14 protein-coding genes are annotated in these 16473 nt (G+C 59.0%); 3 read left to right on the top strand and 11 right to left on the bottom strand.

Going from position 1 to position 16473, the window contains the following annotated elements:
* Positions 1-114 precede the first annotated feature (114 nt).
* Both I6I72_RS09040 and I6I72_RS09035 read left to right on the top strand, forming a co-directional pair.
* Positions 115-975, top strand: coding sequence for a PRD domain-containing protein (locus I6I72_RS09040; RefSeq protein WP_005529781.1), 861 nt, complete (start codon positions 115-117; stop codon positions 973-975).
* A 47-nt stretch (positions 976-1022) separates the two neighbouring features.
* On the top strand, positions 1023-1493 hold the full coding sequence (locus I6I72_RS09035; protein ID WP_005529779.1) for a GNAT family N-acetyltransferase: 471 nt from the start codon (positions 1023-1025) through the stop codon (positions 1491-1493).
* On the opposite strand, the gene purT is transcribed toward I6I72_RS09035, so the two are convergent.
* The 4 genes from purT to gltS all read right to left on the bottom strand — a co-directional run bounded on the left by purT (position 1490) and on the right by gltS (position 7884).
* A complete protein-coding gene (gene purT / locus I6I72_RS09030) occupies positions 1490-2839 on the bottom strand; it encodes a formate-dependent phosphoribosylglycinamide formyltransferase (RefSeq protein ID WP_065422327.1) in 1350 nt (449 codons plus the stop codon). The two genes, I6I72_RS09035 and purT, sit on opposite strands and share 4 nt — an antisense overlap.
* 397 nt (positions 2840-3236) lie before the next feature.
* Positions 3237-4685 (bottom strand): hypothetical protein, encoded by a 1449-nt coding sequence (locus I6I72_RS09025; RefSeq protein ID WP_049147131.1) that lies wholly within the window; start codon positions 4683-4685, stop codon positions 3237-3239.
* A gap of 505 nt (positions 4686-5190) precedes the next feature.
* On the bottom strand, positions 5191-6483 hold the full coding sequence (locus I6I72_RS09020; RefSeq protein ID WP_201806754.1) for an adenylosuccinate synthase: 1293 nt from the start codon (positions 6481-6483) through the stop codon (positions 5191-5193).
* Positions 6484-6663: 180 nt separating this feature from the next.
* A complete protein-coding gene (gene gltS / locus I6I72_RS09015; protein WP_236592613.1) occupies positions 6664-7884 on the bottom strand; it encodes a sodium/glutamate symporter in 1221 nt (406 codons plus the stop codon).
* Positions 7885-8101: 217 nt separating this feature from the next.
* On the opposite strand from gltS, the gene I6I72_RS09010 reads away from it, so the two are divergent.
* Entirely contained in the window at positions 8102-9001 is a 900-nt protein-coding gene (locus I6I72_RS09010; RefSeq protein WP_201806751.1) for a diacylglycerol kinase family protein, read from the top strand.
* A 20-nt stretch (positions 9002-9021) separates the two neighbouring features.
* Here the strand turns inward: I6I72_RS09010 and I6I72_RS09005 are convergent, their stop codons facing one another.
* From I6I72_RS09005 to I6I72_RS08975, 7 genes are all read right to left on the bottom strand, one after another.
* Complete coding sequence (locus I6I72_RS09005) at positions 9022-10230, bottom strand: FUSC family protein (protein WP_201806749.1); 1209 nt, start codon at positions 10228-10230, stop codon at positions 9022-9024.
* Positions 10231-10565: 335 nt separating this feature from the next.
* Positions 10566-11600, bottom strand: a complete 1035-nt coding sequence (fbaA, locus tag I6I72_RS09000; RefSeq protein ID WP_046646103.1) for a class II fructose-bisphosphate aldolase — start codon at positions 11598-11600, stop codon at positions 10566-10568.
* Between the two features lie 174 nt (positions 11601-11774).
* Positions 11775-12971 carry a glycoside hydrolase family 76 protein gene (locus tag I6I72_RS08995; protein WP_049147138.1) on the bottom strand — a complete coding sequence of 399 codons (1197 nt, stop codon included), beginning with the start codon at positions 12969-12971 and terminating at the stop codon, positions 11775-11777.
* Positions 12972-13044: 73 nt separating this feature from the next.
* Positions 13045-13734 (bottom strand): TrmH family RNA methyltransferase, encoded by a 690-nt coding sequence (locus I6I72_RS08990; RefSeq protein WP_201806745.1) that lies wholly within the window; start codon positions 13732-13734, stop codon positions 13045-13047.
* Complete coding sequence (gene pyrE, locus I6I72_RS08985; protein ID WP_046646105.1) at positions 13721-14266, bottom strand: orotate phosphoribosyltransferase; 546 nt, start codon at positions 14264-14266, stop codon at positions 13721-13723. The genes I6I72_RS08990 and pyrE overlap by 14 nt, the downstream gene beginning before the upstream one ends.
* A 71-nt stretch (positions 14267-14337) precedes the next feature.
* The gene (locus I6I72_RS08980) at positions 14338-15525 is read right to left on the bottom strand and encodes a type III secretion system chaperone family protein (protein WP_049151392.1); all 1188 of its coding nucleotides are present in this window, start codon (positions 15523-15525) and stop codon (positions 14338-14340) included.
* Positions 15526-15579: 54 nt separating this feature from the next.
* Complete coding sequence (locus I6I72_RS08975; RefSeq protein ID WP_201806742.1) at positions 15580-16428, bottom strand: sulfurtransferase; 849 nt, start codon at positions 16426-16428, stop codon at positions 15580-15582.
* Between the last annotated feature and the right edge of the window lie 45 nt (positions 16429-16473).

The following is a 16473-nucleotide window of genomic DNA, read 5'->3' as shown; positions in this document are numbered from 1 at the left end:
ACAACCCTGAATTAGGGCTCCGCGCCTCGGCGCGCGTGCCCTATAGGCCCGATAGTCTTAACTACTATCGGGCCTTATCCGTGCCCACCGCCTGAAGAAGGAATTGATTCAGCAATGCAGATCCTGCGCGTCTTTAACAACAACGTCGTCTTGGCGCGCCGTACCGGCAGCAACGCTGGCACTCCCGCAGGCGAGGACACAGAAGACGTCATCGTGACCGGCCGCGGAATCGGCTTTCAGGCAAAGGCTGGCGACGCCGTCGATCCAGCCAAAGTGGTCAAGGTATTCGTACCGGCCTCAGGCCGGGACCCCGATCACTCTGCTGCCATGCTCGCCGCCGTCCCGGGTGAGTTCATCCAGCTAGTGCTGGAAGCCATGGACCGCGCTCACGTGCCGGATACGCTGCGCAGCAAACTCACCCTGGTGGTGGCTCTAGCAGACCACGTGCATTCGGCGGTCAACCGCGGAATAAGCATCGAGTATCCGCTCGAGGCTGAGGTCCGCCATCTCTACGCTGAGGATTTCGCGCTGGCCAGCACTCTGCTCCAGGAGATCAATAAAGGGCTGCATTCCCCACTGCCTGAGTCTGAGGCAGTGGCGCTGACCTTGCACCTGGTCAATGCCGGTTTCACGGTGGGCGACCTATCCGGCACCTACCGCATGACAGGACTTATCCAGCAGCTGCTGGACATCATCGGCAGCCACAACGGCGTGGAACTTGAAAGCGAAGATCTTTCTGTTGCCCGCTTTATCACGCACTTGCGTTACTTGTTCGTACGCATGGCTGAGCACTCGCAGCTGGATTCGCCGGGGTCTCCTGTATCCAACGTCATCAACGACCAATACCCGGATGCCGCACAGTGCGCCCGTACAGTCGCCGGAGTCATCGAGCTGCGCATGAATGAGAGTCTCACCGCGGATGAAATCACGTATCTAACCCTGCACATTGCGCGCCTAAGCCAAGCGACCAAGTAAGCACCGAGCAGATACCAAGTCGAACTACCACCGCTAAGATCGCGGGCATGACTTACACGCTCACTGCTGCGCCCATTACCCACATGAATCCGCTTGACGTCCACGCGCTCTACAAACTGCGCGTGGACGTCTTCGTGCATGAGCAGCAGTGCCCGTATGCCGAAATCGATGACACCGATGCGCTCGATTCCACAGTGCATATCTTGGCTTTCGACGACGACACCCGCGGTATTGTTGGCACCGCGCGCGTCTTCCCCTCCACGCTAGATGGCGAGGAGGTGGCCCAATTTGGCCGCTTTGCTCTGGATAAACAGGCTCGCGGCACGGGCCTGGGCAAGCAGGTCATGGAAGCAGCGTTGCAGTATGCCGCAGTGGCCATGAGCGGCCAGCCGGTCTACTTGGAGGCACAGGCACCGCTGGTGGATTACTACAGTGCCTACGGCTTTGAGGTGTGCGGCGAGCTTTTCGACGACGAGGGTATCCCCCACCAGCCGATGATCCTGCGCCGCGAGGGCTAATCGTCTGCGGAACGGTTGAGAGCTGGGTCGACCTCGACGACGGGCTCAGCGACCTCGATGAAATCGATGTCGAAGGCATCGTTAGCTACTGGGTCCACGGCCTGTGCGTTGGCGACAACCGGCGCGTTCGGGGTCTGGCTGATGCTGATCTTGGCGGCGGCAAGCGCGGCACGATCGCGCGCAGTCTCGACGTCTTCTGCGGTGGTAGCCACCATGCCCATGCGGCGACCAACGTAGGCACCGGGCTTGCCAAAGAGACGGACGTCGGTCTCTTCGAAGGTCATGGCCTCTGCAACGCCGCTATAGGCGACGTCGTCTGTCGCGGCGTCGGCATGCAGCACCACGCTGGCGCCGGGTGAGGTTAGGGTGACGTCGATTGGGTAGCCCAGGATGGCGCGGGCGTGCAGCTCGAACTCAGAGAAGCGTTGCGTGTAACCCGTGAGCATGGCGGTATCGGAAGGGCGCGGGGAGACGGAAGAGAAGTACACGTCCTCGTCGGCGACGAAGAGCTCGACGCCGTAGACGCCGCGTCCGCCTAGCTCGTTGGAGATGCGCGCGGCAACGGAGCGTGCGTTCTCAAGTGCGATCTCGCTCATGGCCAGCGGCTGCCAGGATTCGATGAGGTCGCCGCGCTCGTGGCGGTGGCCGATGGGCTCGCTAAACCACGTGCACAGCTTGCCGGAGACAGGATCGATGGAGCGCACTGCAAGAAGGGTGACCTCGTAGTCAAAGTCCACGAAGCGCTCAGCGATGACGCGCTTTTCATCGGAAGATACACGGCGCACGAGGTTCCATGCGTCCTTGAGATCTTCCTCGTCCTTGACCAGCATGTGGCCCTTGCCGGAGGTTGCCACATCCGGTTTTACGATGCACGGCATGCCGAGCTCATGGACGGCTTCGGCAAGCTCCTCCGCGGAGCTGGCAAAGCGGTATGCGGTTACAGGCAGTCCGATGTTTTCGGCCGTCTCACGGATGGTCTGGCGGGACTGGGTCAGTTCGCACGCCCGGGCGCTAGGGACGACGACGGCGGGGGTTTCGGACTCAAGCCGCGACAGCGCCTCGACGGCCACAATCTCAACTTCGGGGACGATATAGTCTGGCCGGATGCGCTGGGCGATTTCGAGCACCTTGGCTTCATCGGTGATGTCCGCGATGTAGCTAAAGTGCGCGAGCTGTTGTGCAGGGGCGCCGGCGTAGCGGTCGACGGCGTGTACCTCAAGGCCCAAGTTCTGGAAGGCAATAACTAGTTGCTTGCCTAGCTCGCCTGCGCCAAGCAACAGCACTTTGGTGGCGTTACCGGTAAGGGGGGTACCTATATAACCTGCGATGTCGCCTGAAATATCCATCCTTGAATTATTGCACATGTTCTTCACAGTCTTATTACTGAAAAGCCAGGATGCAAGATATTTAACGCCACGGCAGGCCGCAGGCAAGAACGAAGGCCGCGAGATCTCCAAACGCCCGCCTTCTACTTGGAAAGATGTAGAAGACAGGCGTTTCGCTTGGTGATGAAGCTAGTGGCAACCGGGATTAACCGGCTGCCTTAAGCAGGAGCTTCAGCTGCTCGTAGGGACATTTCCCAGCGAGAGATTACTTGCTGGATCCACCGTTGGAAGAACCGTTAGAGGAAAAGGAGTTCTGCGGGGAGCAAGCATCTGCCAGCAGGCCGATAGCCAGTGCACCAGCGGCAACCAGAGCGACACCGCCAGCAACCTTGCCAGCTGACTCGCCGTACTTACCGAACTAAGCGTTGATGCCAGCAAGCTGCTTAGCAATAGCCGGGTTGTAGATGCCCAATTGCTTCAGCAGTTCGATGTTGGCCTTGCCAAGCTGGCTGGAAATCTGCTCGATGAACGGGGACAGACCCGGAACCTTGATCTGGGAAGCCAAGCCACCCGGAATCAGGAACAGCAGCGGCAGGCCTACAGCCAGGCCAGCTAGGATAAAACGACCCAGGTCACCGTTGGAAGAACCGCCGTAGGAAGAATCCCCCTTCTCCTTCACGACGGTCACGGTAACGGTGTCGACGACCTTGCCGTCCTTGGCCTTGACAGTAACGGTGATCGTATCGCCCGGCTTAGCGTCATCACTCGGGGTAACAACGAGTTGGCCCCTCTCGTCGATTTCAGCCTTGCCCGGACCTTTAACCTCAACGGTGGTGCCGTCCTGAACAGCGCCACCGTTGTTAGGAAGCTCTACCTTCTTGCCCGGGGAGGTCTTGCCGTCGTTCCAATCAGGAGCCTTGGTGGTCTCACCCTCGTCGGAAGGCTTGGAGTTCGGATCGTTCGGGTTGGTGCCTTTCTCGATCTCAGTCTTGTCGTCAACGCCATCATTGTCGGAGTCACGCTTGGTAGGATTCGTCGGATCCGGATTGCCGTCACCGTCCCAATCCTTGTTGCCGTTGTTGCCGCTGACCTCGTCACCATCTTTGATGCCGTCCCCATCGGTATCAGCCTTCTTCGGATCGGTGCCCTTAGCCTTCTCGTCACCGTCAATCAAGCCATCGTAATCGGTGTCCGAGTTGTTCGGATCGGTGCCGTCGAGGATTTCATGGCCGTCTTTGACGCCGTCGTCATCGGTGTCCGGGTTGTTCGGTTCGGTCGGCTTTTTGCCGAATCCAGTGTTCCTTTCGCCACTGGTTTCATCCTCATCGGTCAGGCCGTCACCATCGGAGTCCTTGCCGGAAGGCTTGGAGTCCGGATCGTTAGGATTGGTGCCCTGCAGAATCTCCTTATCGTCGTCGTTGTCGTCACCATCGGAGTCAGCATGGTTCGGACTCGTCGGATCCGGATTGCCGTCGCCGTCCCAATCCTTGTTGCCGTTGTTGCCGTTGACCTCGTCACCATCTTTGATGTTGTCGCCATCGGTGTCAGGCTCGGTTGGGTCAGTCTTGTGAACGTTGACTTCCTGGCCGTCGGTCAGGCCATCGCCATCGGTGTCCGGGTTGGTCGGGTCAGTCTTGGTAACGTTGACTTCCTGGTCGTCGGTCAGACCGTCGCCGTCGGTATCGCGGTCGTTTGGGCCAGCGGTGGTATCCGGTGCAGTAGTGCCAGTTGTGGTCTGCGCGTAAGCAACCGGCGCAGAAACTGCGTGAATGAATGGGGAGACAAGTGCGACTGAGAGTACAGCAGCGGCAATAGAGGTGCCGCGACGACGCGCTTTAACAGTCGGCCGAATGCCCTTCTTGATCATACAAGAAGTCCTTTCTAATAGTCCCTGAGAAATTAACTATGGGTTTCAGGGATGGCATGGTCCATAGAAGAAGCCAGCCATTTAAGGAAAACGGCTGGGAGCCAGCCCAGCGTGGTCCGCCAAGCAAGGTAAGAGTATTGGGCGAGGCCTCACTCTGAACTCGTGAGACAGCTTAAATTAAACCAACTTAAGTGCGCCAGTGATGCTGATGCCATAAACCCCCAATCCTCCCTTAAATTTGGCCATTAAGCACTCCTATACACGCCCCTACCAGGAACATCCTTCTAATTTAGTGTTAGGAAACAACATTGTGATTGCTGCCACGGTGAAAATGTAAATACTCGGCTACTTGGTTAATCTCGGATTTTCCATTTAAGGAATAGTTTATGGAACTTTCGACATAGGAATGTATCTCGTAAACGGTGGTAACTACGCAAAAAAGGCAGGACCCCGTTAGGGAACCCTGCCTTAATTTAAGTTAAATATCGCGAATTGGATATTCGGATTAGTGGTCCGTCATAACGTCGTGGCGCACGATGGTCTGGTCGCGGCCCGGTCCAACGCCGATGTAGGACATGCGGCAACCAGAGAGTTCCTCAAGGCGTAGGACGTAGTCCTGAGCCTTCTGTGGGAGTTCCTCGAAGGTCTTGCAGCCGGTGATGTCCTCATCCCAGGCCGGCATGGTCTCAAAGATTGGCGTGGCGTGGTGGAACTCAGACTGGGTCAGCGGCATCTCGTCGTAGCGCTTGCCATCGACGTCGTAAGCCACGCAGATCGGAATCTCACCAATACCGGTGAGCACGTCCAGCTTGGTCAGGAAGTAGTCCGTGAACCCATTAACGCGGGTGGCATAACGAGCCACCACGGAATCGTACCAACCACAGCGACGCTTACGGCCGGTATTTACGCCAATCTCACCACCGGTGGTCTGTAGGTATTCGCCCCACTTGTCGAAGAGCTCGGTCGGGAACGGACCGGCACCCACGCGGGTGGTGTAGGCCTTGATGATGCCCAGCGAGGTCTTAATGCGGGTCGGGCCAATACCCGAGCCCACCGAAGCACCGCCGGCAGATGGGTTGGAGGAGGTCACGAACGGGTAAGTTCCGTGGTCAACGTCCAGCATCGTTGCCTGGCCGCCCTCCATGAGGACGTGCTTACCAGCCTCAAGAGCCTTGTTGAGTTCCAGTTCAGCATCAATAACCATCGGTGTCAGGCGCTCGCGGTAGCTCAGGAAGTACTCCACGATTTGCTCTGGGTCAATTGCCTTGCGGTTGTACATCTTCACCAGCATCTGGTTCTTAATATCCAGCGCAGACTCAACCTTCTGGCGCAGGATGGACTCATCGAAGATGTCCTGCACGCGGATGCCAATACGGGCGACCTTGTCAGAGTAAGCCGGACCGATGCCGCGGCCCGTGGTGCCAATGGCGCGCTTGCCCAAGAAACGCTCCTGCACGCGGTCCAAAGTCTGGTGGTACGGCGCCACAAGATGAGCGTTCGCGGAGATACGCAGGCGCGAGGCATTCGCGCCGCGTGCCTCAAGGCCGTCGATCTCATCAAAGAGGGCCTCGAGATTGATAACCACGCCATTGCCCAGCACCGGAATTGCGTTCTCAGAGAGAATGCCGGCGGGAAGGAGCTTGAGCTCATACTTCTCGCCGCCAACTACAACAGTATGGCCAGCGTTGTTGCCGCCATTCGGCTTGACTACGTAGTCAACCTTGCCGCCGAGGATGTCGGTGGCCTTACCTTTACCTTCGTCGCCCCACTGAGCGCCAACGATGACGATTGCTGCCATTTGGGAGTCACTTCCTAATGATTGAAGCCAAATACGCAACTACTTTACCCCTAGACCATGGGTAGCGGTGGCTAATGTGACATGCTTATGCCAAATCCCGACAATTCTTCGGCGAGTACGCCTCCTGCCAGCTTGAATACGCTGGGCTAAATTGACGGGGAGATGGCCTAATGGATTGGCTTATGCCAAGTTGAGGAACACCAGGATGTTCACGATGTTGGCAAAGTCAATAAACATGCCGCCGATAATCGGCAGAATGAAGAACGCCAGTTTGGATTCCTTGAATTTGGTGACCACCGAGTCCATGTTGGCCATACCGTTCGGGGTTGCACCCATGCCGAAACCACAGTGACCAGCGGTGAGTACGGCGGCATCGTAATCGCGGCCCATGACGCGGAAGGTGACGAAGTTGGCGAAGAGCCACATGAGGATGGTCTGTGCGAGCAGCAGAATAAGCATCGGGATAGCCAGCTCAGCCAGCTCCCACAGCTTGATGTTCATGAGAGCCATAGCCAAGAAGAAGTTCAGGCCAATGACACCGATGATCTCCACCTCTTGGGTCGGAACCAATTCCTTGTACATCTTCTGTTCACGGCTGTCATTGATATAACGCAGGATGATGGCCACGATCATGGAGCCGAAGTAGAGCGGGAACGCAGCCTTGTCGGTGAGCAGACCCACGAGGTAGTTCATTGCGTCGGTCAGGAAGCTGCCCAGCAGCATCGCCACGAGGATCATCACAAAGGCGTGCAGCACGGCGTCGCCACGCAGTTTGCGAGATACGTGCTGCAGGATGGACTCGTCAATGTCAACCTCAGCGGATTCCTTGTCCATCAACTTGTTCTTCAGGATCAAGCGGTTCGCCAACGGTCCGCCCATGAGCGAGCCAATAACCAGGCCGAACGTCGCTGCAGTGTAGGCCACGGTCTCAGCACCGGTCACGCCGCCTTCTTCCACGAGAGGAGCAATACCGCCGGAAACTCCGTGGCCACCGGTCATCGAAACGGAGCCCGTCATGAGCGCGAGCTGCGCGTCAACGCCAACGAGGGGCGCCAGTCCCACTGCCACGACGTTCTGCAGAATCGTCAGAACCAGGGCCACAACCAGGAAGAGCATGACCTTTGGCCCAGCAGCGCGCAGCACCTTCAGCGATGCGCCGTAGCCCACCGTGGTGAAGAAGATGACCATGAAGAAGCTTTGCAGCGTGGTATCAAAGGTGATGTCCAAAATGCCGGTCTGGTGTAGGACCAGGTTGATGATGGCAAAAAGGAACCCGCCGATAACAGGGGCGGGGATGGCAAAACGTTCAAAGAAGTAGATGCGCTGCTTGAGCCAGAGACCCAGCATAAGCAACACAACAGCGATGCCGATGGACTGGATCATGGTGAATTCAATAGCCACGATGGAGCCTCCGCGAAATTGTTTGGAAAATAGCTTCTGTGCCCAAGCATGTGCCAGGACACCAAGTAGAAAGTTATGCGGAATAAGAATATAGCCATATGTGACCCCGTACACCCCAATCGGCCGTTACTCATGGGGGTACTACGCGCTGTAGGGTGAAAGGGTTACGGCTCGCGCACTGCCGGGCAACATCCCTGGAAAGGCAAGGTCTCAAACGGTGGCTCTCATTGTTATTCGATGCGGCAGCGACGTCTCCTTAGAACTGCCCGCTGAAGCCACACTTCTCGACGTCAGCGCGGTTCCCACCCGTAAAGAGCTACGCGCGCTTGACGACGCCGCTGCTATAGCACTCCCCCACGATCCCACGCCTACGCTCGACGAGATCGCGGCCCAGCCAGATGTGCGCCACCTCGGCACCCCCGAGCTCGCGCCGCAAGCACCGCACCTTAAGGATCCGCTACGCGTCGTCGTGGTGGGGACCGACGCCGCTTTATCCGCCGTGCTTACTCGCATGATGCGTAGCGACTACCTGTGGGCCGAGCTGGGTTTCGTGCCCGTGCAGGAGTCGACGGTTGCCCGCAACTGGGGCCTGCCCACCGATTTCGAGTCTGCACTGAGCGTCGCGCTGAGCGCGCCAGTGCGCCCGGTACCACTCATCCGTAACGACGCCGGCCTAGCCATCGCTGGTTCCGCTTCCATCTCAGAGTGGAGCAACGGGGAGATCACGGGGGAGATCATCGTCGATGACCACGTGGTGGTTCGCCACGAAGCCACCAATACCACTGGGATCGGAACGTACGGTGCGCGCTTGGTCCCCATGGTCGATGCACCGGGAATCCTCGCGGCAAAAGCCGTCTCCCCCGTCGCCGCGTCGGCGTCGTTCGGCCTTGCTGCGGACACGGCTAAGCCATCCGGTTTCGGCGCCTGGCTGCGTTCGAAGTTCTCCTCACCGGCCGCACCAGGACAGCTTGATGAAGATACCGTATGCACCGGCCGTGCAGTTCAGGCAGGTGGCCCTGAGCTGCGCGTCGTGGTCGATGGTGTCAGCGCCAAGCGCCCAGTCAACCGCGTGACGTTCTACCGTCACCTGCGCGATCTGCAGGTGGTTCGTCCGTAACGGCGGACCCTTTCTCGTCTCTATTCGCCGTCCCACACTTCTGGTGGATACGCCGGATGGTCGGAGGTCGGCGCCAGTTGCGCCACCGCAGATTCACGCGACATGCCGCACACCATGAGCAGATCCACGATGATAGAGCGCGTTTGCGCCAGCAGTGAATAGGCAGAAAGCACCCCATCCTCGCCGATCACTTCCATGGTCGATCGCGCGCCAAGAATGCGCAGCTTCCGCACTATCTCTGGAATAACCACAGCCTCGTTGGCACGACTCTCATTGGAGGATTCCTGGGCATAAAGCTCGGAGAGTTCCATCGTGACGTCGGAAAGCTCGTCGATTAGCTCGATCTGTTCGTCGGTCACGTGGTCCCCGTCCTCGGCAAGGACCAACGCACGGCGGGACAGCACGCGCACACCGCGCACCGCGTTGTCCACTGGGGTAAGAATGCGTTCAAGCGACTTCACGTTACGCTGCCGGCTCCATAGAAACGGCGAGACCTTAACGGTTTCGGCCCCGCCTTTGGCGGCATTCAGCATGCTGTTGATGTCCCCCTGGGTGCCACGTACCGCATCACGAGCTTCCAAAATCGTCCGGGGGTCGTTGGCGCGCAAGCCTTCTGCGACGTCGAAAAGCACTGATGAGGCCACTCTCAACACCTTGGAGATTTCCTTGCGTACCGCACGCAATGGGGATGTAGGAATGAGTGCAACCATGCTGATACCGATGACCGCACCGATGATGGCGTCGATCGCGCGGGAGAGACCACCCATTTCTGCGGGCGGCATGATGGTGGCAATCAGGATGGCGCCGATGGCGATCTGGTTACTGACCAGCTGCGAACTCGTGACAAAGGAGGCAATCAGCAGCGAGCAACCGATGATGATGGTCATGTGGACGGGGCCGGTACCCACGCCGTCGACGAGCAGAGTGCCCACGATGACGCCAACAATGCCGCCGATAGACAGGTCCACTGCACGTTTGAGACGGTCACTGCCGGAAAGACCAAGGATGATGATGACCGACATCGGTGCGAAGAACGGCTGCGAGTGGCCAAAGACCACGTGGGCGACGAAGAATGCCAAGCCCGCTCCCAGCGTTGACTGCAGGATAAACATGAAGCGCGACTTCACGCGTGCGAACCGAGACTTCACCGAGCGGTCGACGCTGCGCAGCTGTTCGCGAGTGCTTAGTTTCACCCGCTGAGTTGTGCTGGTGTTTTTGTCATCCGCCATAGTTTCCCTATCTTAGTTCGCCCGTGTGGATTGCTTGGCTCTGGTTGGGGTCGGCCTGGGTCGTGGCTGGGTTCGCTCTAGATGGTGAGCTGATCTCACCATTTGCGGTTCCCATTTACCCCATTGGCTTACACTAGTCCCTTTTGCTGCACGGTGACCTCACCATTTGGGTTTTGATACCGGTCTTGATTCGGGCGAGGATTTTGGCCAGGGACTTTGCCAGGAACTTTGCCGGGGCATTCTTTGACGCTAAACGCAGCAAAGCCGCTCCTCCCTCCCTGCGGCTGCGGGGTGTGGAGGAACGGCTCTGTGTGGTGTGGGTTTGGCGGTCAGCCTTACTTGGAAACGGTCTTGCCCACGGAGTGCAGGTCGGTGCAGGCCTCGACAACACGGTCAGCCATGGACTGCTCAGCCTTCTTCATGTAGGAGCGTGGGTCATAAACCTTCTTGTTGCCGACCTCGCCGTCGATCTTGAAGACTCCGTCGTAGTTCTCGAACATGTGGCGAGCAACTGGGTTGGTGAACGCGTACTGGGTGTCAGTGTCAACGTTCATCTTCACAACGCCGTAGGACAGAGCCTGCTCAATCTTCTCCTTCTCAGAGCCAGAGCCACCGTGGAAGACGAAGTCGAACGGCTGGGCGTTCTCATCCAGGCCAAGCTTCTTGATTGCAGCCTTCTGGCCCTCATCAAGAACCTCTGGGCGCAGCTTCACGTTGCCTGGCTTGTAGACGCCATGAACGTTGCCGAAGGTAGCAGCCAGCAGGTAGCGACCCTTCTCACCGGTGCCCAGTGCGTCGACGGTCTTCTCAAAGTCCTCGGTGGAGGTGTAGAGGTTTGCGCCAGCCTTAGCCTGAACGCCATCCTCTTCGCCGCCGACGACGCCGATCTCAACCTCAAGGATGATGTTTGCGTTGTGTGCCTTCTCCAGCAGCTCCTGTGCGATGACGAGGTTCTCGTCGATTGGAATAGCGGAGCCGTCCCACATGTGGGACTGGAAGAGAGGCAGCTCGCCGCGGTCAACACGTTCCTGGGAGATGGCGATGAGCGGGCGGACGTACTCGTCCAGAACTTCCTTCTGGCAGTGGTCCGTGTGAAGTGCAACGTTGATGCCATAGTGCTTTGCTGCCTCGTAAGCGAAAGCAGCCAGAGCTTGAGCGCCTGCAACCTTGTTCTTCACGGACAGACCGGAGCCGAACTCAGCGCCGCCGGTGGAGAACTGGATGATGCCGTCGGACTCTGCCTCGGCAAAGCCACGGAGTGCGGCGTTGATGGTCTCGGAGGAGGTGCAGTTGATAGCCGGGAATGCGAAGCCGCCCTTCTTGGCGGTGTCAAGCATCTGGTTATAGACCTCAGGAGTTGCGATTGGCATGAAGTTCCATCCTTTGTGTGTTTCGGAGAATCACGTTCCAGTTCCCAAGTATGCCTGTTTTTGTCCGTTTTCGCCGCGACAAATTTTGTGAGGTTAGTTAACGCAGGCTAGCGCGTTCCAAGCCTCATGCAATGAGCAGGCAAAACCACAAAATAGTACGCTTGTAATGCGTTTTTATCCTTCTTCAGATTGGTACTTTGTGACCCTCGCGCAGGCCTCCAAGAGCATCCAACCGGACAATTGGACCGACAAATCGCGCTCAGCGACGCGGATGATTCCGACCTTTTCGCCGAGGGTATTAGGCCCGAATCCATAGTTGTGCGGCAGGCGGGCATCGGCAGTCCAGTCGGATCCGAAGATCGGCAGACCATCAACTTCCAAGCGATGCTCCCACACCGACTCCGCAGAAGCCACCACCATGCGCGCCGCCAGCTTCTTGGTTGCCCGGTTGGCCGGGGAATCGCCGGGCAAGCGCACCGCGACGTCGGCAAGGTAGCGCACGAGGATGCCCTTGAACAGGCCACCATCACCATCGCCCGTCTTCCAGTTGATGACTCCGGAAGGAGTCGCCATGCCCGTCGCCACCGCTTGGACCAAGCCACGAATGCTGGTGATGTAGTGCATCATGTCCGCAGCCAGCTCGGCCTCTTGCACGGTATCGATGCGCTCGAGGGAGGACAGACCAGCCTTTTCCCGCAGAGCAAGCGCGATCTCCAAGCACGCGCCCAGCACGACGCCCTGGCAGTACGGGTGGATTGCCTTCACAATCTCTGGGCCATCCATGCGCATGCGGATGCCGTCCATGATGAATCCGTCATCATCAACGAGGTGATCATAAATCCAGTTCACGATGTGGCGGGCTTCGTTGATACGGCCCATGCGAGCCAACATGATTGCGCCCGGGCCATTCGACGGCACGTTGAGGAAGGTCTCCCCTTCGCGCCACGGCAGCACACCGATGGTTGGGTCAACGCCTTCGCGAATATTGCGCTGCAAGCTGCCAAGGCGCTTGTGTACCTTGACCTTCTTGAGGTTTTCCGCCCTCCCCATGGCGAGTGCGAGCCAAGCCTTGTCATCGTAGTAGCGATTTTTGGTCAGCTGAGAAAGGTTACGCAGGCGGATACCGCGCATGGTGTCCGCGATGCGGGCTCGACGTACCTTGGTGTTGTTACGAAGCGCGGCATCGACTAGGCAATCGAGATAGTGAGCTTGCCACCAATAGTGCCAGTGCACGAAGAGCTTTTCCTTGCTCGTCGGCGGCCAGCTCACAACCGCGAGATTGGTACGCGGGATTGACCATACGGCTTGCGCATGGCGATCATTGATGGCAGTTTCCGCGAGGTCAGCGCGGTGAGCCCATGTCTCTTCCACAGTTGGTTAATCACTCCCGATTATGTTTTTGTTACTTCATCCTATCCATTCCGGATAGTGATTTACCACGCTTTTACCAAGCTTGCTCGAGGTCAGCATGCTGACGGATCCAGGCATGCATCGCAATGCCTGCTGCAACGCCCGCATTAATCGAGCGCGTCGAACCAAATTGGGCGATGGAACACGTCATCATCGCAGCGTCCTGGGCCTCCTGGGTGACACCAGGGCCTTCCTGGCCAAACAGTAACAAGCAGCGCTCGGGAAGCTCCGCAGTCTCAAGGGGAACGCAGCCGGGAGTGTTGTCGATCGCTACAACGCTAAGCCCCTTATCACTCGCCCATTCCAGAAGCTCAGCGACGGTGGCATGGTGCATCAGGTGTTGGTAGCGGTCAGTCACCATGGCGCCGCGGCGATTCCACCGGCGACGCCCCACGATGTGGACGGTATCCACGGCAAAGGCGTTGGCGGTACGGACCACGGTGCCGATGTTCGAGTCATTCTCAAAGTTCTCGATAGCGATGTGGAGCGCATGCCTGCGCTTATCGATGTCCGCGGTAATAGCTTCCCTGCTCCAGTAGCGGTAGGCGTCCACCACGTTGCGGTGATCGCCGTCGCGAAGCAGCTCGGGATCGTACTGCGGACCTTCCGGCAGCAAGCCTTCCCATGGGCCGACTCCGTGCCGGCCTTCGTTCCATTCGGTAGGGCCCTTAGCAGAAGTCTCCTCCTGCAAGTGCTCGCGGGGTTCTTCCTTAGGCGAGGTCAAGATCTTCCAAGCTCAGCAGGTAGCGGTACTCCAAGCCCTCTTCAGCGATGACCTTGTCAGCACCTGTAGCGCGGTCCACGACGGTAGCCACGCCGACGACCTCCGCGCCAGCCTCGCGCAGTGCTGCCACCGCGGTCAGCGGGGAGTTGCCCGTGGTGGTGGTGTCTTCGACAACGAGCACCTTCTGGCCTGCAACGTCGAAGCCCTCGATACGGCGCTGCATGCCGTGCTTCTTGGCTTCCTTGCGCACGACGAAGGCATCGATGTCGCGACCATCAGCGTGCATCACGGAGGTAGCAACTGGGTCTGCGCCTAGGGTCAGGCCACCGACGGCGACGTAATCCCAGTCGGCGGTGAGTTCACGCAGCAGCGAGCCGATGAGGCGGGAAGCCTCATGCTGCAGGGTCGCGCGGCGCAGGTCGACGTAGTAGTCGGCCTCCTTACCGGAGGACAAGGTGACCTTGCCGTGAACAACGGCAAGCTCCTTGACTAGCTCTGCCAGACGGGCCTTCTTTTGTGAATCCAAGCTCATGGCGCTCCTTCGCGTTAATGCTGAGTGCTTTAGATTGTTTGCGGGGTTTTAAGGTTTAGACGATTTAAAGACTACTCGTTCGAGTCTTCGTCACCGAAGATGGTCGAGCGGCGGTTGAGGTTGCGGCGCATACGGGCCTGCGCTTTATCGGGCAGCGGGCGCTCGCGACCATCAGCAATGGCGTCGACTTCATCAGCGCCAAGTGCGCTGTGGTCAACTACGCCGCGGACTTCGCTGCGCGTGCGGCTGGGCAGCTCCACAGGCTCCTCAGGCCGCTGGATGTGCGGGCGCTGGATCTCCTCGTGGTCTGGGACCAGGGTGGGGCCGGTCGGCTCTGCCTGCGGAGGGGCGGGGATCTCACGGCTAGGGTCGAGCTCCTCGACGCGGAGGACTTGCGCCGCGGAAGAACGCGGCGGGAGGACACGCGCGACGTCGGCAAGCTTGGCCATGGGGGCGAGCATGGCGTCCCACTCCGCGGCACGTGCGTGTTTGGTGGTCTGCGCGAGTACCCACTCGGACTCCATCCACACAGCGGTGACTTCGGCGGGCAGGAGGTGGAGCGCCACTTCGAGGCGCTCATCGATGAGCCGCTTGCCGACGCCCACGTCGGTGGCGAAGACTTCAAAGCCTTCGATTACATCGACCATGAATAGGTCTTCCGAGGCTGACTCCTCCTCAATCCCAACGCGGCGGAAATCCACCACGATGTCGGAGGTAGCGCCAGTGCGCATGGCCATGACATTGATGCCGCCCAGGTCCATCATCAGCATCTCGTGGCCGTGCACGAAGCCTGCGACGATGTCCTTCGGCGCCGCGCCCAAAGCGGCGGCTCCGCGCATCCATTCATCGGCAAGGTAATCGTCCTGCTTGGTGTACTCAAAACCATGCTCTTCGCCCCACGCCCTGCGGCCGCGGCGCATGGAGCCCGGCACGAAGCTGCGAGCTCGTGTGGCATGGGAGCGGCCACCGCCCGACTCTGGCGTGGGTTCTGGTGCCGATTCGGCAACCGGCTCGGCGGCCAGTTCTGGCTCTATATTGGCGGCAGGGGCTGGTTCAGGTTCTGGATGCGGAGCCGCCACCGGGGCTGGAGTTGCGGTCTGGTGGTTTTCCGGCGCTTCCGGTTCGGCAGTCTCGATGGCAGGGATATTAGGGGTAGGTACGCCGCCAAGCTGAGCGGAACGTTGACGCTTTTCTATAAGCAGGATGGCAACGCCCGCGACGCCGCAGGCAAGAGCGAGGAGAATGATTAGATAAGGCATCACCCCAAGACTTTAGTAGGAAGTCTTGGGGTGCGTGAGCTGGCGCGCTGGCTTTTAGACGTGGGTGCGGTCGCCGCGCTCGATTGGGTTGTCCGGATTAGCTGACCACTGGGACCAACCGCCGACGAAGTGGCGCAGGCCAGTGAAACCGAGGTTCTCCAGGATGCCGATTGTCAGTGCGGAGTGGTTGCCGGAGCCCGAGTAGATGATTGCGTCCTGAACGTTGTCCTGCGTGATTCCGGCAGCATCGAGGATGTCGAGGATTTCATCGTCGCTCTTGATGGTCTGATCCAGGTTGTGGAACAATCGCTCAGGCAGGTTCACAGCGCCTGGGATGTGGCCGGCCTTGAGGTCAAGGTGCTCGCGGCGGCCAGCGAAGCGGTTAGCTGTGCGGGAGTCGATGAGAAGGCCGTCGTGTGCCTTGACATCCTCGATAGTCGCGGTAGGCATCGAGCCTGGGACGATCTCAATTTCGGTGGCTAGGCCTAGGTTGCCCGGGCCAGTCAATGTATTAAAGCCTTGGCGACGCCAGTTGGCTAGGCCACCGTCGAGCATGCGAACGTTCTTAAAGCCTGCCCAGCGCAGGGTCCACCATGCGCGGGCAGAGAAGAGACCACGGCCCTCGTCGTAGACCACGATCTGCCAATCAGGGCGCAGGCCCCATTCCTCGCAGCTTTCCTGAAGACGCTCCGGGTTAACAAGCGGGTTACGACCCACCTTGGAACCTGGAAGGCCAACGAAGGAGTGTGCGGCGTCGGCAAACTGCGCCGTAGGAATGTGGAGGGACGTGAACTGGTTGTAGGCCTCCCCTTCACCGGGAGCCCATAGGGATGCAAGAACTGCGACGCGGTCGCCGCGATAGATGGATTGCTGGAGTTCGCTCGGAGAAACCAAATTGCTCATGTCCCTGATTCTAAGGGCACGCGGAGTTTCCTGCCGAGGGGCCGC

Source organism: Corynebacterium striatum (assembly GCF_016728105.1).
GTDB classification, from domain to species: domain Bacteria; phylum Actinomycetota; class Actinomycetes; order Mycobacteriales; family Mycobacteriaceae; genus Corynebacterium; species Corynebacterium striatum.
This window is presented reverse-complemented; position numbering and strand designations above follow the sequence as displayed.